This is a genomic window from Streptococcus panodentis, from assembly GCF_017884005.1.
Taxonomy (GTDB): Bacteria; Bacillota; Bacilli; order Lactobacillales; family Streptococcaceae; genus Streptococcus; species Streptococcus panodentis.
Map to the genome: position 1 here is coordinate 1 of NZ_QFAY01000034.1, position 20,055 is coordinate 20,055.

The 20,055-nt window shown below is 48.3% G+C and carries 16 protein-coding genes and 1 pseudogene; 4 read left to right on the forward strand and 13 right to left on the reverse strand.

Features of this window, described 5'->3' with window-relative positions; genetic code table 11:
* Positions 1 to 191: 191 nt before the first annotated feature.
* The 9 genes and pseudogenes from sodA to DHL47_RS12110 form a co-directional block, all read right to left on the reverse strand.
* Entirely contained in the window at positions 192 to 797 is a 606-nt protein-coding gene (gene sodA / locus DHL47_RS12070; RefSeq protein ID WP_128836945.1) for a superoxide dismutase SodA, read from the reverse strand.
* A gap of 72 nt (positions 798 to 869) precedes the next feature.
* Entirely contained in the window at positions 870 to 1,907 is a 1,038-nt protein-coding gene (holA, locus tag DHL47_RS12075) for a DNA polymerase III subunit delta (RefSeq protein WP_128836946.1), read from the reverse strand.
* A gap of 910 nt (positions 1,908 to 2,817) precedes the next feature.
* Positions 2,818 to 3,798 (reverse strand): Gfo/Idh/MocA family protein, encoded by a 981-nt coding sequence (locus DHL47_RS12080; protein ID WP_209552046.1) that lies wholly within the window; start codon positions 3,796 to 3,798, stop codon positions 2,818 to 2,820.
* Between the two features lie 740 nt (positions 3,799 to 4,538).
* Positions 4,539 to 5,441, reverse strand: a pseudogene (locus DHL47_RS12085) (DUF805 domain-containing protein); the annotation flags it as partial.
* Between the two features lie 93 nt (positions 5,442 to 5,534).
* The gene (locus DHL47_RS12090) at positions 5,535 to 7,790 is read right to left on the reverse strand and encodes a DNA internalization-related competence protein ComEC/Rec2 (RefSeq protein ID WP_209552048.1); all 2,256 of its coding nucleotides are present in this window, start codon (positions 7,788 to 7,790) and stop codon (positions 5,535 to 5,537) included.
* A complete protein-coding gene (locus tag DHL47_RS12095; RefSeq protein ID WP_209552049.1) occupies positions 7,774 to 8,451 on the reverse strand; it encodes a helix-hairpin-helix domain-containing protein in 678 nt (225 codons plus the stop codon). The genes DHL47_RS12090 and DHL47_RS12095 overlap by 17 nt, the downstream gene beginning before the upstream one ends.
* Before the next feature lie 229 nt (positions 8,452 to 8,680).
* On the reverse strand, positions 8,681 to 8,986 hold the full coding sequence (locus tag DHL47_RS12100; protein WP_209552050.1) for a bacteriocin immunity protein: 306 nt from the start codon (positions 8,984 to 8,986) through the stop codon (positions 8,681 to 8,683).
* 70 nt (positions 8,987 to 9,056) lie between these two features.
* Entirely contained in the window at positions 9,057 to 9,593 is a 537-nt protein-coding gene (locus tag DHL47_RS12105; RefSeq protein WP_128836951.1) for an HXXEE domain-containing protein, read from the reverse strand.
* A 102-nt stretch (positions 9,594 to 9,695) separates the two neighbouring features.
* Entirely contained in the window at positions 9,696 to 10,436 is a 741-nt protein-coding gene (locus DHL47_RS12110) for a lysophospholipid acyltransferase family protein (protein ID WP_128836952.1), read from the reverse strand.
* 139 nt (positions 10,437 to 10,575) lie between these two features.
* On the opposite strand from DHL47_RS12110, the gene DHL47_RS12115 reads away from it, so the two are divergent.
* The 4 genes from DHL47_RS12115 to DHL47_RS12130 all read left to right on the forward strand — a co-directional run bounded on the left by DHL47_RS12115 (position 10,576) and on the right by DHL47_RS12130 (position 14,905).
* A complete protein-coding gene (locus tag DHL47_RS12115) occupies positions 10,576 to 12,915 on the forward strand; it encodes a cation-translocating P-type ATPase (protein WP_209552051.1) in 2,340 nt (779 codons plus the stop codon).
* 128 nt (positions 12,916 to 13,043) lie between these two features.
* Positions 13,044 to 13,790 (forward strand): tRNA1(Val) (adenine(37)-N6)-methyltransferase, encoded by a 747-nt coding sequence (locus tag DHL47_RS12120; RefSeq protein WP_128836954.1) that lies wholly within the window; start codon positions 13,044 to 13,046, stop codon positions 13,788 to 13,790.
* Positions 13,780 to 14,043: a GIY-YIG nuclease family protein gene (locus DHL47_RS12125; protein ID WP_128837107.1), complete on the forward strand. Its 264-nt coding sequence runs from the start codon at positions 13,780 to 13,782 to the stop codon at positions 14,041 to 14,043. Before DHL47_RS12120 ends, DHL47_RS12125 begins: the two co-directional genes overlap by 11 nt.
* The gene (locus tag DHL47_RS12130) at positions 14,036 to 14,905 is read left to right on the forward strand and encodes an acyltransferase (protein WP_209552052.1); all 870 of its coding nucleotides are present in this window, start codon (positions 14,036 to 14,038) and stop codon (positions 14,903 to 14,905) included. The genes DHL47_RS12125 and DHL47_RS12130 overlap by 8 nt, the downstream gene beginning before the upstream one ends.
* 426 nt (positions 14,906 to 15,331) lie before the next feature.
* On the opposite strand, the gene lacG is transcribed toward DHL47_RS12130, so the two are convergent.
* The 4 genes from lacG to DHL47_RS12150 all read right to left on the reverse strand — a co-directional run bounded on the left by lacG (position 15,332) and on the right by DHL47_RS12150 (position 19,840).
* Positions 15,332 to 16,738 (reverse strand): 6-phospho-beta-galactosidase, encoded by a 1,407-nt coding sequence (gene lacG, locus DHL47_RS12135; RefSeq protein WP_209552053.1) that lies wholly within the window; start codon positions 16,736 to 16,738, stop codon positions 15,332 to 15,334.
* A 189-nt stretch (positions 16,739 to 16,927) separates the two neighbouring features.
* Positions 16,928 to 18,640: a lactose-specific PTS transporter subunit EIIC gene (locus tag DHL47_RS12140; protein WP_128837108.1), complete on the reverse strand. Its 1,713-nt coding sequence runs from the start codon at positions 18,638 to 18,640 to the stop codon at positions 16,928 to 16,930.
* Positions 18,640 to 18,957, reverse strand: coding sequence for a PTS lactose/cellobiose transporter subunit IIA (locus DHL47_RS12145; protein ID WP_128836957.1), 318 nt, complete (start codon positions 18,955 to 18,957; stop codon positions 18,640 to 18,642). The genes DHL47_RS12140 and DHL47_RS12145 overlap by 1 nt, the downstream gene beginning before the upstream one ends.
* 49 nt (positions 18,958 to 19,006) lie before the next feature.
* A complete protein-coding gene (locus tag DHL47_RS12150) occupies positions 19,007 to 19,840 on the reverse strand; it encodes a PRD domain-containing protein (protein WP_128836958.1) in 834 nt (277 codons plus the stop codon).
* Positions 19,841 to 20,055: the final 215 nt, after the last annotated feature.

The window sequence follows — 20,055 nt, forward strand, 5'->3', positions numbered from 1 at the left end:
AGCTGATTAGCATTATTTTGTGTCTAAACTCTTGAGGGATAAGGGGTTACGGGAGATTTGATGGTTACAAGTTTGAGAAGAGTATTAAAAAGCAAAGGAAGATGCCAATCAACCCCTGCGTCAATCTGTTTTTTTCTAATGTCAATTCAAAAGACTGGACTTTTTTGTCCAGCCTCTTCTTATCATTCAATTTATTTCGCTGCTGCGTAGAGCTCGTTGACCTTGTTCCAGTTGATGACGGAGAAAAAGGCTTTGATATAGTCTGGGCGGACATTGCGGTACTTGACATAGTAGGCGTGTTCCCAGACATCCAGTCCCAAGATTGGCGTTTTGCCGTCTGAGATTGGTGTGTCTTGATTAGCTGTTGAAACAACCTCCAGTTTGCCGTCTTGATTAACCACCAGCCAAGCCCAGCCTGAGCCAAAGCGAGTGGTTGCTGCTGCTGTGAAAGCTGCTTTGAAGTCATCAAATGATCCAAATGTTGCATCAAGTTCTGCTGCAAGCTCCGCAGAAGGTTCTGTCTTTTCTGGTGTCATCAACTCCCAGAAAAGAGCGTGGTTAAGATGACCACCACCATTGTTGATGACTGCCTGACGGATATCAGCTGGAATAGACTCCACATCAGCCAATAATTTTTCCAAGTCTTCACCAATTTCAGGATGTTTTTCAAGCGCAGCATTAACATTCGTTACATAGGTATTGTGGTGCTTGTCATGATGCAAGTGCATTGTTTCTTCATCAATGTAAGGCTCTAACGCATCATAAGCGTAAGGAAGGTCAGGTAAAATAATTGCCATTTGCGAGTCCTCGTTTTCTATAGTTTATATGAGCATGATAACGCAATCATGAGAATTTTTCAACTATTTTGCTTATACACGGCCTGTCGCGATTTTGAGCAGGGCCAGATCAAAAAGGTAATCCTTGTCATAGAGGCCGGACTTGATCTGATAGTCGGTCTCAATCAGGCAGGCCAGTGTTTTCTTGAGAAAGGTCAGACTGAGCTTTTGGGCATCCCTGAGAGCAAACTTGACCTGATAAGGATTGACCTTGCGCCCCAGATAGTCAGACAGATCTGTCACAATCTGACTCTCTGCTCTGCCATTTTCCCAGAGAATCTTGACCTGAGTAAAGATACGGAACTGCCCCAGCATAATGGCCATCAGCTTGATTTCATCCTCGCCTTGAAGCGTCAGATCCCGCACCAGACTGCGGGCCGCGTCAATCTTCTGCTGCAGAATCAGCTGAGTCAGGTCAAAAATATTGTCCTGCAGAGTCTTGGGAATCGCTTCTTCAATGTCTGCCGGTTCAATCTGGCCGGACTCCTTGTAGCCTTTCAGGAAGGCTAAATTCTTGCTGATGTCGCTGAAATGGAAGCCGGACTTTATCAGCAGCTGATCAAAGGCTGTCGGAGCAAAGTGCAGGCCCTGCTCCTGAGCCTGCTGGCTGAAATACCTGCGCAGCTCCTGCTCCTTGGGCTCACTGGCTTCAAAAATCTGACCGTCCCGTTTGAGCAGCTTGACCAGCCGGCGCTTGCTGTCCAGTTTTCCTGGGGCAAAAATAACCAACTTGGTCGTAGCCACCGGATTTTCCAAATAATCCTCAAAAGATTTGAGCTCCTCATCGGTCAGACAGCGTTTCTTGGCAGTCGTCAGGTCCGCAAAGCGGTCTAAGATGATGATTTTTTCATCCGCAAAAAAAGGCAGACTGACCAAATCCAGCTCCACAGCCTGATAATCCGCCTCTTTCATGTCAAAAACGGCGACATTCAAATCAGCCGGATCAAAATGAAGCTGCCGGAGAAACTGCTCCTTGAGCAGTTCAAACTGTCCTGCATCATCTCCTGTCAAAACCGTCAGAGCAGAAAGAGCTGCCGGATTGATGTTTTTAATTTCTTCAATGGCTAGCACAGCACATCTCCCTTCATTCTGTCTATTGCTTGATAACTCTCTGAAAATCTCTTCAAACCATGTCAGCCCCAACAATCTGAGGGAGTAAAAAGGTCCGGGGGACCTTTTTAGCCCGAGCCTGAAAACTGAAAAGCGAGGCAGGTCCGGGGGACCTTTTTAGCCCGAGCCTGAAAACTGAAAAGCGAGGCAGGTACGGGGGACCTTTTTAGCCCGAGCCTGAAAACTNNGGTAAGGGGGACCTTTTTAGCCCGAGCCTGAAAACTGAAAAGCGAGGCAGGTACGGGGGACCTTTTTAGCCCGAGCCTGAAAACTGAAAAGCGAGGCAGGTACGGGGGACCTTTTTAGCCCGAGCCTGAAAACCGGAAAGCGAGGCAGGTCCGGGGGACCTTTTTAGCCCGAGCCTGAAAACCGGAAAGCGAGGCAGGTACGGGGGACCTTTTTAGCCCGAGCTCAGAAACGAGCTGGTGAGGAAGGGAGACTGCAGATGAAGAAAGCGAAGCTTTCATCAAACAGCCGTGCTTTTGACACTTCCTTGCGGTCCTTCATCTACAAGCTCAAAATCTCCGCCGAAGCTTTTGAGCAGAGCAGCTAGCTCCGACACTATTTAGATTGAAACGAACAGTTTTAATTCAAACAGTTCCTGCAGAGTTCGAGAAAGCCCCTTGGGAATTTTCGTAACAGGATGAGCAGCCAGCTGTCCCTCTGTCTGCTTTTGCCTGATTTGCTGATGATTTTCATTGAGTATGAATTGTTTCCATGTATTGATTGTAACAAAAAACAGCAGGAAAGTCTGCTATTTTTCTTTTTATAGTCTTTTCCTTTGCTTTTAGCAGTCCTCACTATCTTGTTTCTAGGTTCGGGCTGTTAAAGCAAGGACCGGCTGCCCCAAGAGCCATAACACTGCGCATTTTTACTCCTCTGGGTAGGTCAAACCCCAGTCCTTGCGGAGAACCGTCATGATTTTCATAACATCTCGGGTATAATCCAGGTGCATTTCATTGCCCTGACCGGCTACGGCCCTTTCCATGTCAGTAACTTCATAGACCAGGGCCTGACTGGTTTGTCCGGCTTCTACCACTTCCTGACGGCCGTCCTCAGTGTAGGTAATCACCGCCTTTTGGCCTCTGGGATAGCCGAAGAGCTCGATATAGGCTTTGTCATAAGCCAGAGTGCCGCGCTTGGGCTGCTTGGCATGAAGCGTCAGGGCCAGAGTCGCCATTTGACCTTCTTCATTCATCAGGAGGATGCCGGCCTGCTCATCCACACCGGTCGGTGCCAGTCGGACCTGAGAGGCCACTTGATGAGGACTGGAAGACATAAACCAGCGGGCAAAGGAAAGAGCATAGACCCCGATATCCAGCAGAGCTCCGCCAGCCAGACTGCGGTTAAAGAAACGATTGTTCATATCGTATTCCTTGTAACTGCCGAAATTCAGCTGAACCATCTTCAGCTCTCCCAGCCTGCCGCTTGCTGCTATCTGACCCAGCTCTCGGTAAATCGGCATGTGATAAATGGTCATGGCCTCAGCCAAAATGACCCCCTGCTGTTCTGCCAGAGCAATGGCTTCCTCCAGCTCAGCCGAGTTCAGCGTGATGGATTTCTCACAGAGCACATGCTTGCCGCTGGCCAGAGCCTTGCGCAGGTAGGAAATATGCGTATTATGAGGCGTAGAGATATAGATAATATCCACCTGCTCATCCTCAAAGAGGTCATCAATCTGCTCATAGACCTTGCCAATGCCGTATTTCTCGGCAAATTCCAGTCCCTTAGCATAGGTCCGATTGGCAACCGAATAAAGCCTGCCTCCCAAGGCTTCCAAAGCCTGTGCCAATTCATTAGCAATGACGCCGGTTCCCAGCGTTGCCCAATTATACCGAAGCTGATTTCCCATCTGATTTCTCCAATCTCTTGTAAAAACTTATAATCTGTATTCAGGAAGGCGGCTTTGCCAGCTGAAGGACGATTGACCGCCAATCCTGGCAAAGCTTTGCAGAACTGCTGGGCCTGTGTGAAACAGCCTTAACGACGTATGGCAGGGAGCTGACGTCAGCTGCAAACACCGGCTTTTATATAGCCTGTTCGTCCTAGGCAGCGAGGTGCTCAAACTGCTGCCGTGGATTTGCCTCGTCAACAATAGAGTTTCTTTGGCACCATCAGCAAACACTGCTCCTGTCTGCTTATGATTATACCATATATGCCCCTCTTTCTGAAAAGGGAAAAAGCATCTCACAGGGAAATGCTTTTTGCTTATCATCATTCTTGTGTTTCAGTTGAATCATCCACCGCATTTTCAGCTGATAAAGGCGCATGTTCCTCTTGAATTGCTGAAACAAAAGGATTATTTTGAACAGTTTCCTCCTGAACGGCTGCAGATTCCGGCTGGCTTTCTGCTGATTCAGCGGCCGGCTCCTGCGTTTCAACTTGCTGCTCAAAAACAGAAGATTGGCTTTGATCCGGTGCCTGCGGTGCAGCTGCAAAAGGATTGGAGCCGTTAGGCTCTTGGCTTGGCTGCTGCTGAGCAGTAGTTGCCGGATTAAAGCCCTGAACCGGTGCCTGCGATTGAGCAAAAGACTGCTCCTGAGCGAATGACTGGTCTTGGAAATAATCGGGATTTGGCTGAGCCTGACCAGAAGATTGATTTTGGGCTGGCTGCTGACCGAACTGCTGGCCTTGGAAGTCTGATTGGCCAAACTGCTGGTTTTGAGCCGGCTGCTGGCCAAATTGCTGGCCTTGGAAACCTGGCTGACCAAACTGCTGGTTTTGAGCTGGCTGCTGGCCAAATTGCTGGCCTTGGAAGCCTGACTGACCAAACTGCTGGTTTTGAGCTGGCTGCTGGCCAAACTGCTGACCTTGGAAGTCTGATTGGCCAAACTGCTGATTTTGAGCTGGCTGCTGGCCAAATTGCTGGCCTTGGAAGCCTGATTGGCCAAACTGCTGGTTTTGAGCTGGCTGCTGGCCAAATTGCTGGCCTTGGAAGCCTGACTGACCAAACTGCTGGTTTTGAGCTGGCTGCTGACCAAACTGCTGGCCTTGGAAACCTGAGTGGCCAAATTGCTGACCATAGGCATTCCCAGCCTGCTCAGGTTTTGAAGCTTGACAAAGCAGGACAGTCAAAACAATCATACATGAAATGAACGCCAGAGATCCAATAAGGTTCAAAATAGGAATAAATAACAGCAGGAACGGACCGACATACAGGAAGAGAAAAGCCCAATGGTAGCCAGCATCGCGCAAGCGACGAGCAATGATAGCCAGATTAGGAACGAAGGTAGCCATAAAATAAATAATCATGATAAACCAGAAAATCACAGCAAAACCTGTCCCTGCCAGAACTGTCGCTGGATCTGCCTCTCCTCCATAAGCCATATCTTGGGCTGCAGAAAGCAAGCTTCCCAAAGCAGAGATCCAAATAATAATTAGCAGCGGTACATTAATGATTGTATGGCACAGCATGACCCACCAAAAATCAGACCGGCTTGAGCGGCCCGTAAAATCAACATACTGTGTCCAGAATTTTTTATAAGCAGCAAACATGAGCTTCTCCTCTACAATAATTTTTTTATAAGGACTATCTTATCACAAATACATAGATAAATCAATAAGCGTTTAGGAGCTGTCCTAGCAGCCTCATGGCGCTTCATCCTGATGAACCGTCTCAACCAGCCAGGAATCCCAGCCAGTAAACCGAATTGCTCCCTGCCAGTCTGTCCGATAAATCGAACTTTCAAGTGTCTTAAAACGCTCCAGAGTCTCCTGATGCGGATGCTGATAGCGGTTCTTTTGCCCGGCAGAAATAAGGACTGTCTTGGGCCGAATCTGCTCTAAAAATTCCGGACTGGAGGAGCCTTTGGAGCCATGATGTCCGGCCTTTAAGACATCCACCTGCAGCTGCGGAAACAGCTTTAACAGTTCAGACTCGCCATGAGCTTCTAAATCTCCAGTAAATAAAAACTTGGTCCGGAAAAATTCTCCATAGAGCACAAGGGAATCATCATTGCCGCCATCGCCTGTATCACTGGGATAGAGCACCTGCAGGGCTGAATCAAAAATGGGCAGCTGCTGTCCTAGCTCTGCTGCCTGTACCGGCCGCTGCATCTGTTCCAGCTTCTGGACAAAATCCGGCTGGGTCAGACTGCCCTTGGACACATAAATCTTCCCGATAGAAAAATGCCTGCCAACTTCCAGCATATCGCCCATATGGTCCGTATCAGTATGGGTCAAAACCAAAACATCCAGCCTGCTGACGCCCCGGCTTTTGAGGTAGGGAATCAGGGTTTTCTCAGCATTGCTGGACACCGTTCGCTGCTGCCAAGGCTCTTTCTTCCCCAGCTCCACCCGGCCGCCAACATCAATCAGGACCGTCCGCCCCCTTAGATCCCGCAGAAAAATGCTGTCCCCCTGACCGACATCTACCACCGTGATTTCGTTTTGCAGGGGATGTTTACTGAGGAAAAAAAGCAGAGCTGCCGTCAGGCCAAGAGCCCAGACCCATTTCTTCTGCCGGCGAAAATCATAGAGCAGGCCCAGAACCAAGAGCAGAGCAGTCAGCAGCCAGAGACTGGGCTGACCGAGGACCAGCGGACGCGGAGAAATCTCAGCCACCCAGCGAATCAGCGTTTCCAGCCAGTCAAAAAAGAAATTGACCTGAGTAAGCTTTATCAAAGGTGACAGGAGGAAAATTGCCGTCAGACCCGGCAGCAGAATCCTGTCAAAGAGAACAGAAAAAAGGAAGGTCAGCAGCAAGGACCAAGGCTGAAATTCCGCAAAATAATAAAGCAAAACAGGCAGAATCCCCAGCGAAAGCGTCAGACTTTCAGCCAGAACTTTCCGCATGGGCGGCAGATGATCAAAGTTCAGCATGGCGAGCAGAAAAGCATAAGAACAGGACAGGACGCCGCCCGCTGTCAGCAGGACATTGGGCATCAGGATAAACAGAATCAGCAGGGTCACCGCAACATTATCCGGCCCTTTGAGGCCCAGCTGAGCCAGCAATTTCTGAAGAAGACTTCTGACCACAGACACAGAAAAACCTGTCAGACCGGCGTAAATCAGAAAAAAAGGCAGCTGCAGAAGATGGACAGTCTCCATCTTCAGACCCAGACGCAGCAGTATTCTTCGAAAACCGTCAGCAAAGTAAGCAACCTGCATGCCAGACAGGGCAAAGAGATGGATGATCCCCAGACTGGAATAGAGTTCATTCATTTCTGCGAAGCCCGTGTCCAGCTGGCCAAATAACAGCCCGCCCATATAGTGACTCATGGGCTTAGGAAAATGAGTCTGAATATACACCAAGGCCTTTCGGCGCCAAAGAGACGGCCAGTCCCAAGGCTGAAAATCGGACACTGGCTGGACTGACTTGATGGCACTGATGGTTAAGGTCCGGTAAATCCCTTCTGTTTTCAGATAAGCCCGATAGTCAAAACCGGCGAAATTCCGCTGTTGCTGAGCCAGACTGAACTCTCCGGCAATTTCCAGCCGGACCTGATCCGACAGCTTCTGAAAGGCTTCTTTTTCCTTTTCAGATTTGAGCTTGTAGAAGACCTGATAGGTCTGCCCATTGCTCCGTCCCCGAAAGGAAAGAGAGTCGCCATTGACCTGAATGGTATCCGGTATGGGCTGCACCCAGCTGACTGGCTTGGGCTCCTGCCGGAAAGCCTGCTCTGCCATTTCCCGGCGAAACAGAAACAGACCGGCAAAGAGACCCAGCAGGACCAAGGCGAGGAGAGCTTTTTTCAGCGGATAGGCAGCGAAAAGCCGAACCACAAGCAAGCCCAAGACCAGATAAGCCAGCAATCCTCCCGTATAGACAGCAAAATAGACCCAGACCAAGATGAGAACCAAGTAAAGGGGCGGCAGGGGCAATTTTTCAATCCACTGTGACATACTCTTTTAGCTTCTCTAGCGTCTTGTCCCCAATACCCGAAACATTCTTCAAATCATCTACCGACTTGAAGCCGCCATTGGACTCCCGATAAGCAATGATATCCTGAGCCCGCTTCTGACCAATACCTGTAATAGTCTGCAGCTCAGCCTCGGTCGCTGTGTTTAAATTAATCAGGTCACTTTGGGCTGACCTGGAAGCCGCTGCCTGAGAACTTGCCTCAGCTGTGCCTGACGTCACGTCAGCTCCGCCTTCTCCAATTTTTGCCACATAAACCACTGCTTCATCTGCCAACTTCTGGGCCAGATTGACCGACTTTGAATCAGCCTCTGCTGTCATTCCGCCCGCTTTTTGGATGGCATCATAAATACGGCTGCCTGCTTTTAGCTGGTAGACTCCTGGATGTTTGACCTCTCCTTTGACATCAACGGTTAATTCAGAGCTGGACTCGCTATCTCGGACTTCAGACTGCTCAGTTCTATCTATCTGATCCGAACTGGCAGATGACTGGATCACTTCCTGCGCTAGAGCCGATACCTGCTTTTCCGGGGCTGGCTCCCCGCTTCCTCTGATCAGGAAAAAGCCAGCCAGAAGCAGGCCGGCAAGAGCCAGACCAGCAAAGAGCTTATATTCTTTGATTTTTTCAATGATTTCTTCCAACATATTTTTCACCTCTTACCTTATTATTCGTAAAAGCAAGCGGAAAAAATAAAAAGGCGGTGGGACAGACTCCCATGATGGCTGTGTCCTCACCCACAGAGGGATGGATCTTTTGGAAGATACCGTATAAGACTCCCATGATGGCTGTGTCCTCACCCGCAGAGGGATGGATCTTTTGGAAGATACTGTATAAGACTCCAGTTAGAAATTTCAAAAGAGGGCAGCAGCGGCTTCACTTTCCGCCTCCGCCCAAGATGCTGCCCAACATTATGGAAGAAAAAGCTCTTCCCTCATAGGCTGCTGCTTCAGCTGCCATTAACTTGTGAAGGTCTATAACGATTTGGGGAGCTTTCAGCTGATGGCCTAAAAGATAAACTGTCAAAGAACGGTTGAACTTGGCGGATATAAGATTGACCGGTCTATCTTTTTTCAGCTCTGCTAAGGGATCTTCAATCAGAGCCAAGAGTTCTGGATTCTTTTTCACTTCAGGGTCTATTTTGGCCTTGACTAAGGCCAAAGTTAGGTCTTCTTTATTCACATAAGCACCTGCTTTCTATTTTCAGCATACTTTTTCATATAAGTAAGTCAAGAGAAATTTTCAAGGGCAGCTAGCCCTTATTTTGAGTTCTGGTCAGCCGCAAAATGCAGCTTTGAATATAGCCTGCCTGACTATGAAGAAGGGACAGATTGAGTAAAATAATGACCATCAGAAATGGACTTAAAAGCAAAATCAGGAGCCAGGATACCGGCTGGTAGGCTAAGTAGAAAATAAAGATGAGGATGAGAATGGGAAAGGTTGCCACTGCGGTAAAACCGCCTGGTACCCAGCGGCGAAACCGCAGCACCTGCGTGATATGGCCCAGCAGGTGCAGGGTATGGCAGAAGCCCAGAGCCAAAGCTAATTCTGGAATCTGCCAGACAATGGCCATCAGGAAGATGAGAAAAGCAATCAAAAATTCTTCTGCAATGGCCGCAGCAATCCCTTCTGTGGACGGATAAGCTTTCTTTCCCGCAATAAACATCTCAGTCTGAAAACGGGGATTGTTTTCATTTTGCTGAATCCAAGGCCGAATCAGAATAATTTCGTCAAACTCATGCAGCATAAACAGCGACAAAGTCACAAACGATAAGAGACTAATAGGCATGATACACACCCCCCTCAAAAATATTATTCTAAAATTATAGTACAATTCACAAAAAAAGTCCTTGATTTTTTGAAACAAAACGCTCAAAAAACCAAGAACTGTTTATTTTCTGTGCTTGTCCGGATCCCAGACAAAGCTGGCAAAGAAGCTGAAAATAATGGTCAGAATACCAACCAAGGCAGCGGGGACAAAGGCGATGGCCCGCAGAATCCTCATAAAGAAATTGGGCTTTTGACCTGTCTGATACGGTGCCACCTCTGCATCCAGACGGTCAAACTCCGCATGAATACGGCGGGCTACTTCTTCCACTCCTTCATCATTCATCTTTTTAATATCCGAAATGTCGATGGGATTGCCGAAGTTCATGTCCACGCGCTCACCGGCCGCCAGCCCCTTGAGGCTCCTTGGACCTGCATAAACCACTGGCATGATGCGGACCTTGGCCATCTTAGCGATGACGGCTACCCCCCCCTTGACATCAGAAGAGTGGCGGCTGCCGCTGGGAAACATAATCAGAGAGCGATTGCTCTTTTTCAGCATATTGACCGGATACTTGATAGCAGACGGTCCCGGATTTTCCCGGTCGATGGGGAAGGCCCCGCACATCCGAATCCACCAGCCGAAGACCCGATTCTCAAAGAGCTGCTTTTTGGCCATAAAAATAAACTGCTTGGGCTTGGTCGCAAAAGCCATGTATACCGGATCCCACCAGGTCCGGTGAGGGGCAACTAAGATATAATTTTCATCTTGGGAAGGAATCTTTTCCTTATTGTGGTAATGGGCATTGCCGTTTAAGGTCCACAAAATAAAAATGACCAGTCCTCGCAAATAGGTATAAAACATAGACAACCTCATTCTATTTCAAAATTTCGTGCGTTTCTTTTTCAATTATACCCTATCCCCCAAGAGTCTGCAATCTTTTTTATACTTTATCTGTCGCGGCCGATAGCTATTTTGCTAAAAAAATGGTATCATGGATTTCATGAATAAGAAACAATTTAATGGTTTAAGCCAATCTCAAGTAGATGAAAAAATTTCGCAGGGACTGACCAATCACTTCAACAGCAATGCCAGCACCAGTAATTGGGATATTGTCAAGCGGAATGTTTTTACCCTTTTCAATGCCCTCAACTTCGCCATTGCTGTGGCTCTGGTGTCCGTTCAGGCCTGGAGCAATCTGGTCTTTTTTGCTGTTATCAGTTTTAATGCCGTAACCGGGATTATCACCGAGCTCAGAGCCAAGCACATGATTGACAAGCTCAATCTGGTCAGCCGGGAGCTGGTGACGGTTGTCCGCGACGGTCAGGAAAGCCAGATCGAGCCAGAAAACATCGTCTTGGGCGACCTGCTCAAACTATCAGCCGGAGAGCAGATTCCCAGCGATTCTACAGTCATCGAGGGCGTGGCCGAAGCCAATGAAGCCATGCTGACGGGCGAAAGCGATCTAGTCCTCAAAGAAGCCGGCGGCGAGCTCCTGTCCGGCAGCTTTCTGGCCAGCGGACAGGTTTACGCAGAAGTCCATCATGTAGGGGCAGACAACTATGCCAACAAACTGATGACAGAGGCCAAAACCCTCAAACCAATCAACTCCCGCATTCTTTACAATCTGGCCAAGATTTCCCGCTTTACCGGAAAAATCATCATCCCATTCGGCCTGGCTCTCTTCTTTGAAGCCCTGATGATAAAAGGACTGCCCGTCAAAAATTCCGTTATCACCAGCTCGACTGCCCTTCTGGGCATGCTGCCTAAGGGCATTGCCCTCCTGACCGTCACTTCTCTCCTGACCGCTGTTATCAAGCTGGGGATGCGCAAGGTGCTGGTTCAGGAGATGTACTCGGTCGAAACGCTGGCCCGGGTGGACACCCTCTGTTTGGACAAAACCGGAACCATCACACAAGGAAAGATGACTGTTCAGGGCCTGCACAGTTTGACAGACAGATTTTCCGATGACAGCATTGGCCAGCTGCTGGCGGCCTATATCCAGACCAGCGAGGATAACAATCCAACCGCCCAAGCTATCCGCAAGAAATTCGACCAGCTGGAGCATTCATACAGCAGCAGCAATGTCATTCCATTCTCCAGCGACCGCAAATGGGGGGCCATGGAGCTGTCGGAGGTCGGCACAGTCTTCCTGGGTGCTCCGGAGATGCTCCTAGACAGCAATCCGCCTGCCGTCATCGAAGCCCAAAAACGCGGTTCCCGCGTCCTTGTTCTGGCTCACAGCAGCCAGAGCATAGACAAGCACAGCATCCAGCTGCCTAGCGACACAGCTGCTCTGGCAGTTCTGGAAATCACTGATCCAATCCGAGAAGGCGCTGCTCAGACACTGGACTATCTGCGCTCACAGGATGTTGACTTAAAGATTATCTCCGGTGACAATCCGCTGACCGTTTCTCACATCGCCCATCAGGCCGGCTTTGCTAACTTCGAGAGCTACATTGACTGCTCTAAGATCAGCGATGAAGAGCTGGTGGCTCAAGCGGAGGAAACAGCCATTTTCGGCCGGGTATCCCCGCATCAGAAAAAGCTCTTGATTACGACCCTCAAAGCGGCCGGCCGCACAACTGCTATGACCGGTGACGGGGTCAATGATATTCTGGCCCTGCACGAAGCAGACTGCTCCATCGTCATGGCAGAGGGCGATCCTGCCACCCGCCAGATTGCCAATCTGGTCCTGCTCAATTCCGACTTCAATGATGTTCCCGAAATCCTCTTTGAAGGCCGCCGGGTTGTCAATAATATCGGCCGGATTGCCCCTATCTTCTTTATCAAGACCATTTATTCCTTTATCCTGGCCATTATCTGTATCGCCTCTGTAGCTCTGGGCAAGCCTGAGTATCTCTTGATTTTCCCTTTCATTCCGATTCAGATTACCCTTATTGACCAGTTCGTCGAAGGCTTTCCGCCTTTTGTCCTGACCTTTGAGCGCAATATCAAGCCAGTAGAAAAGCATTTCCTCAAACGCTCGCTGCAGCTGGCCCTGCCAAGTGCCCTCATGATTGTCTTCAGCGTTCTCTTTGTCCGCTTCTGGGGCACGGCACAGGGCTGGACCGACATAGAAATGTCTACCCTTTCCTACTATCTGCTAGGCACGATTAGCTTCCTGTCTGTCATTCGGGCCTGCCTGCCGCTCAATCTCTGGCGCAGCTTGCTGATCCTCTTTTCTGTCTTGGGCTTCTATGCCTCAGCCTTCGTCCTCCAGCACCTGCTGGAAATCGCAACCCTGACAGCAGCCACTTTGCCAGTCTATCTGATTCTTATGGTTATTTTTGGACTTGTCTTTGTCGTCTGCACCATCAAGCAGAAATACAGATTTGACTAAGGGATCGCTGCAAAAAAATATTATTTAAGCTCATAAAAACATGCGATACCCTCGCATGTTTTCATTTTGCTGCTGCAAAATTTCCCTATCCCTTTGGAATCCTTGCTGAATCGTGCTATAATGTTGTTATGACAGAAGCAAGATTAAAAGACGGAGAACGGGTCAACCAGCTCTTTTCAACAGACGTTAAGATTATACAAAACAGTGAGGTTTTCAGCTATTCGGTGGACAGTGTCCTGCTGTCACGCTTCCCTAAACTGCCCAAGCACGGCCTGATAATCGACCTCTGTGCCGGCAATGGAGCTGTCGGCCTCTTTGCCAGCACCCGGACCAAGGCCCGCATCATTGCTGTGGAAATTCAGGAACGCCTGGCCGATATGGCCCAGCGCTCGATTGAGCTCAATGATTTGACCAATCAGATGCAGGTCATTCATGACGATCTAAAACATCTAGGTGCCCATATTTCCGGCAGCAAGGTGGATCTGATTCTCTGCAATCCGCCCTATTTCAAGGTAGACAAACATTCCAATCTCAATGCCAGCCAGCATTACCTTCTGGCCCGCCATGAAATCAGCACCAATCTGGAAGAAATCTGTGCCATATCCCAGCGCCTGCTCAAGTCCAACGGCCGTCTGGCCATGGTCCACCGGCCCGACCGGTTTTTGGACATTATCGAGACCATGCAGGCCCACAATCTGGCACCCAAGCGCATCCAGTTTGTCTATCCCAAGCTGGGCAAGGAGGCCAATATGCTGCTGATTGAAGCCATCAAAGACGGATCGCGCGACGGCCTCAAAATCCTGCCGCCCCTTTTTATCCACAATCAGGACGGCAGCTACACACCGGAGATTCATGATATTTACTATGGAAAATAAAGCCTATATGTACGTGCTCGAATGCGGCGACGGCTCGCTCTACACTGGCTATACAACCAATATCGAGCAAAGACTGAAAAAACATCAGGCCGGCAAAGGGGCCAAGTACACCCGCGCCCGCCTGCCTGTAACCCTGATCTACCAAGAAGAACATCCCGACAAGCCGGCCGCTATGTCGGCTGAAGCCCTCTTCAAACAGAAAAGCCGACAGGCCAAACTGGCCTACATCAAAGAAAGGACCCAACATGTCTGAAATCCAATTCAAGGGAAATTTTCATCATATCAATATCTCCCCAGACAGTCAGCTTGATATCGGTCAGGATGTCATCTTCCAATCCTTTGCCAGCCTCAATGTTGCAAGCGGGGCCCAGCTCAAACTAGGAAACCGGGTTTTCTTTAATGACCACTGCACGGTCCGCTGTGAACAATTAATCGAAATCGGCAAGGACACCATGTTTGGCGACGGTGTCCGCATCTTTGACCACAATCATCAGTATTCCAACTACCATATTGAAAAAATAGCTTATTCCTCAGCTCCTGTCAAAATTGGGGCCAACTGCTGGATTGGGGCCAATACTGTCATCCTCAAAGGCGTGACCATCGGCGACAATGTCATTATCGGAGCAGGCAGTCTGGTTTATCAGGATATTCCCAGCAACTCTATCGCTGTCAGCAAGGAAGAGCTAATCATCAAGAAACGGCCGCAGGGCAAGTTCCATGCCTTTACCCTGACAGCGTCAGATACCTTGGAAGAGCTGGCCTATCTGGCCCAAGAGCTGCCTGAGCTGGAGTTTCACATCGCAGCCAAAACCAGCATTTCTCCTTTTCTGGAGAGCTTTGCCTCCTACCCCAATATCAATCTCTATACCAATGTCCACCACGACGATATTATCGAAGACCTGCTGGACCGGGCCGATCTTTACTTGGACATCAACCACTGGGGCGAGGTGGATCACATTCTGCAGAGAGCGCTGGACAAGGGCAAGCCGATTCTGGCCTTTGCCCATACGGCCCACCGGACAGGAAGTGGCATCTACATCTGTCAGGACGGCCAGCCCCAGCAGCTGGCAGACAGAATCAGAGAAATCATAAAAGAAAAAGACAGTTGCTTTTAGCCGAACACCTTAAAAATCCATGCAATATCTGCATGGATTCAGAATGTAGACAAATTCCATTTTCTTTGTAAAAATTTTATAAATTCTTACAAAGAATTAAGAAAAAGCTCATTGCTATAATTAAAACAAAGATCAACCAAGTCTTTCCGCTGTGAGAAAAGCGCCTGAAACTCTTTAGTTTCAGGCGCTCGGAAGATTTGAGACTTTAGGCTCAAATCTTAGGTATGGAATTCCGAAGGAAGTCGCTACCGTCCGCACTCACTTAAGGAAAGACTTTGGATAACTTTGTCTTCAGTCTCAATCCATGCAAGATTTGCATGGATTTTTTGACTGTTTTCAGCAGACTGGCTCGGAAACCGCCTCTTGAGTCAGTCCCCCTCTGCCCAATGGATGCAAGAGAGAAGCATCTTACCGTTCCAAACAGGTCTAATCAATTTCCTGACTCTGAGCTACTTTTTTATACCAATACGCTGACTTTTTAGGATAGCGTTCCTGGGTGTCAAAATCTACATAAAAGAGACCGTAGCGTTTTTCGTAGCCATTGGACCAGGAAAAGACATCCATCAGCGACCAGATGAAGTAGCCCTTGACATTGGCCCCGTCGGCAATGGCATCAGACAGGACTTCCAAGTGTTTCTTCACATAGTCAATCCGCCCATCATCATAGACCGTCCCGTCTACAAACTCGTCTTTGTAGCCCAGACCATTTTCTGTGATATAGATTTTCTTGTAGTTTGGATAGTCTTGTTTCACCCGCATGATTTGGTCGTACAAACCTTGCGGGTAGATAATCCAGTCCCAATCCGTTTTCGGGATATGGGAGGGAGCTTCTCTGCGTCCTACGCCCTTAATCTGGTACTTGGAGCTGCCTTTTTCGCCCTTGCCATTATGGACAATCTCTGTCTCGCCGTCAAAATCTCGCATCCAGTCACTCATATAGTAATTGATGCCAAGAAAATCATTGAGATCTTTGGCTGCTTCCAAAGCTGCAAAGTCTTCATCAGGCAGGTCCAATTCTCCGCCATTCTCTTTCAGGATGTGCTTTACACCCGCCATCGTCATTTCTGAATAGTAACCTAGATAAGTAGCATCTAAAATGAACTTGTTATGAATGATGTCTTCTAATTCTGCTGCACGAACATCTGCAGGATTGTCCGGATCATAAGGGTATTTGGTTGGGAGGGCATGAACAACACCGATTTCACCCGGGTAGCCTTTCTCCTTGTAGATCTTTACAGCACGCGCATGCGAAACCATCATATTGTGGTGGGATTGGAACACTTTCGCAAGGTCATATTGGATGCCCGGCGGGAATTTTCCGACTAAGTACTGGCCATCGCCGATTGGGCCGATTTCATTGAAGGTCGTCCAGTAGCGTACTTCTGGAAATTCTTCAAAGCAGAAAGCGGCATAGTCTACGAAGTGGTCCATATTATCCCGGTCGAGGAAGTCGCCCTTGGAGTGCAGAGCTTCCGGCGTATCAAAGTGATGCAGGGTCACGAAGGGTTCCACATGGTGTTTATGGCATTCCGCAAAGAGCTTATGGTAAAAGTCTACACCCTTTGGATTGACCTCCCCATAGCCCTTTGGAAAGATACGCGACCAAGCAATGGAAATCCGAATACCGTTGACACCGTACTCCTCCGCCAGTGCCAGGTCCACTGGATATTTATGGTAAAAGTCACTGGCCGGTTCTGCCGTATACCAATAATTATCTTCTAAATACTTGTCCCAGGCGACTGGGCCTTTGCCGTCTGTGTGGGTGGCTCCTTCAGCCTGATAAGCCGCTGTAGCCCCGCCAAAAATGAAGTCTTTGGGAAGTGTTTTTGTCATTGTATTCACCTCTGGTATTTCTTTATACAATTTGAAGTGAAGCCCTTTATACAAGAGGGAATCATGATTGGCTTCACTCCAAACCATAAGCAACAGTATAGGTTGGTCAAGAAAAGGCACTTGGTCTTCAAAAGCCTGACAGCTTCTCTTGCATCCAAGGCTGGAAGCAAGGCGCAAAGAGCCGATTCTTTAATCAAACTGTTCCTGCACAAACTTCAGAGCCCCCTGACCGTCGCGGGTCAGCTTGATGTATTGGGCCCCTTCTGTTTTCGCCAGTTTGATGCCCAATTTATCTGTTTCCGCCTTCATGTCTTCAAAGTTTGAAGCCACCTGCGGAGCCAGAATGACCAAGTCAAACTCCGGCAGCATCTCCCGGTGAGCACCGTAACCGCCCGCTGCTGCTTTGACCGGAACCTTGTATTCAGCGGCTGCTTTATTCAGGGCATTGGCCAGCAGACCGCTGGTACCGCCGCCGGCACAAAGCACGAGGACATTGGTTTCTTCAGTGATTGTATGCTGATTCGCTGCTTCTTCGGCGACGCCTTCTGCACCGGCTTTTTCAAGAATGGCATCTGCTTTTGCCGTGTTGAAGTTAGCCGCCACCTTTTCCTTGAGTGCATCGTTGGAGTTGCCGGAGCGCTCTTCTTCCAGAATCTGTTCATCATAAACCTTGACAAATGGATAGTAAATGATGACATCAACAAGCACCAAGAGGGCTGCAAGGACAAAGGACAGCAGCTGGAAGTTGGTCCCCAGCACAATTCCCAGAGGTCCCGGCGTTACCCATGGAAGATTGGCAGAAAAGGAGTTCATATTCAAAGTATCAACAAAGAATTTGAAAATCCAGACATTGGCAATCGGTGCAAAGATAAAGGGAATGAAGAAAATCGGATTCAAAACAATAGGGGCACCGAAGAGGATGGGCTCGTTGACTCCAAAGAAAGTAGGGACAACGGATGCCCGTCCAATGGCACGGTTGCGCTCTGACTTACAGATCCACATGAAGAGGAAAGGTACAATCAAGGTTGCACCAGTACCGCCCATGGTCACGATGAACATCTGCGTACCGGAAGTGATGACCTTATCCGCATGCTGGCCGGCCTGTATCAGAGCCAAGTTGGCATCGACATTGGCATAGGTAATGGCCGCAATGGCCGGCTCCACGATAGAGGGACCATGGATACCCACAAACCAGAAGAAGGCATAGGCACCAAAGATAAGGGTGATACCCAGATAGCCATCTGCCGCTGAGAAGAGCGGAGCCAGAAGCGTTCCGATGGATTCTGCAACGGTTACTCCTAATGTGCCTTTGACAAGCAGCTCAAAGGCATAGAGGATAAGCACTGAAACAGTGAATGGAATCAAGTCTTTGAATACCTGTGAAATATTCGGCGGCACTTCATCCGGCATGCGAATGGTGACATTGTTTTTCACACAGACCTTATAGACATTGACAGTCACAAAGGCTGCAATGAAAGCTGTCAAGAGGCCTTTCGTTCCCATGAAAGCCGTCAGGAAGCCGCCTTCCTGAGCCGGTTCAGCCGCCATGAGGAGAAAGCCGACCATGGAAGCCAGCATGGTAGACAAAAAGTTGATTTGATTGGTCGCCGGAAGGCTGCGGTTGATCGAGTCCGTCAGAGCCTTAGCAGTCGTACCGCCTACAAAGAAAGCCAAAATCCCCATTGAATAGTTATAGGGAGTCATCAGGAAGGTCTCAATGTCCTTAGACCAATGAAAACCCCAGGAATTTGGCACATAGGCAATCAGGATAAAGATCGATGAGAAGAGGATAACCGGCATACCGGCGATAAAGCCGTCCCGAATGGCACGGAGATAGATATTCCGAGAAATCTTCTCAAAGAAAGGTTTGCCTTTCTCAATCAGTCCGATTAGTTTGTTCATCATTTTACTCCTCTTTTGTATAGTTCAATCAAGTGGTGTATGACATCTTTGAGCAAGATAGTGGTCATCAGGTGATCCTGTCCATGCATCATGGTGACGCTGTAGGGAATGTCCTCACCGGCTGCTTCTTTGGCCAGCATAGCAGTCTGAGACTGATGCGCCTCTGCAATGCAGCCTCCCGCTTCCTCCACCAGAGCTTCTGCCTTGGCAAAATCTCCAGCTTCTGCCGCCTTTAAAGCTTCCAGCAATTTTGAACGCGCATCGCCAGCATAGGCCACGATTTCAAAACCAAGCAATTGAATTTCTTCTCTATTCATCTTCCTGTCCTCCTTGAGTTTTTTGTTAGATAGAGCAAATTAAGTGTTTTTATAAAAGACGCTGAATATGTAAAACAATATAGATACGCTCGCTGCGATAAAGATCAATCCCTGTCTCCTTCGCAATCGTATCATAGATACGGCTCCCCATTTCATAGGCATCAGGATAAGAATCTTTAATGTGTTCTTCCATCTGCAAAAGAGAGGTATTGTCATCCCGATTGCGATCAATATAGTCCAGGAAATAGCTCAGATGAATCATAAACCGATCGTAGAAATGACTATTTCCTTCTGTCCGATGAATGCCGCTGTGCTCAAGTTCATCTTGCACCAAACGCAAAATTTCTTTTGTTTTCCCAAGACTGTCCTGACCCCGATTGGCCGACTCACCTTTCGCATTGATGAAATGAAGAGCAATCCGCCCGACCTCATCATCCGGAAACTGATCCAGCAGCTTCTCCCTGAAGACAGCCAGCGCCTCCCTTGACATCGTATATTCTAAAGGATTATCTATCGAGAAATTCGGCAAACTTCCTTTTTGATAGGTTCCTTTGCGAAGAGCCTGATAGGAACAGTAGATATGGTCTGTCAGAGTGACATAAAGATATTCTTGCACAGGATAATCATACTTTTCTGTCAAAGAGCCAATCACCTCATAGGTCACCGTGATAAAGTCCAACGGTACATCCTTTAAAAGAGTTAAGAAATTTTCCTTGGACTCTTCCGTGTTGAGTTTGAAGACCTTATCAACTTTACCAGCAATAACGATGTCCCCTTTTTTCTTATGAAAAGCAACTCCGCTTCCTGTAATCATCAACTCTTCGTTCTTTTCATTTTTGACAAGTGCGACATTATTATTGATGACATTAAGGATACGATACATCTGGAACCTCCTTATCTTAAAATATTTCATCAGAGTTTATATAAAGCTGATAGCTGACTATTTTGAAAAACAAAAAGAGACCACAAACGAACCCAGGGATTCAGACGTGAAACTAATCCCATGCATTCATTTGTGGTCTCGCCTAATCTTCCTTAGTTACGATCCACCTTATTCAAACTATAAATAGATTATACCACGCCATTTCCCGTTTGTAA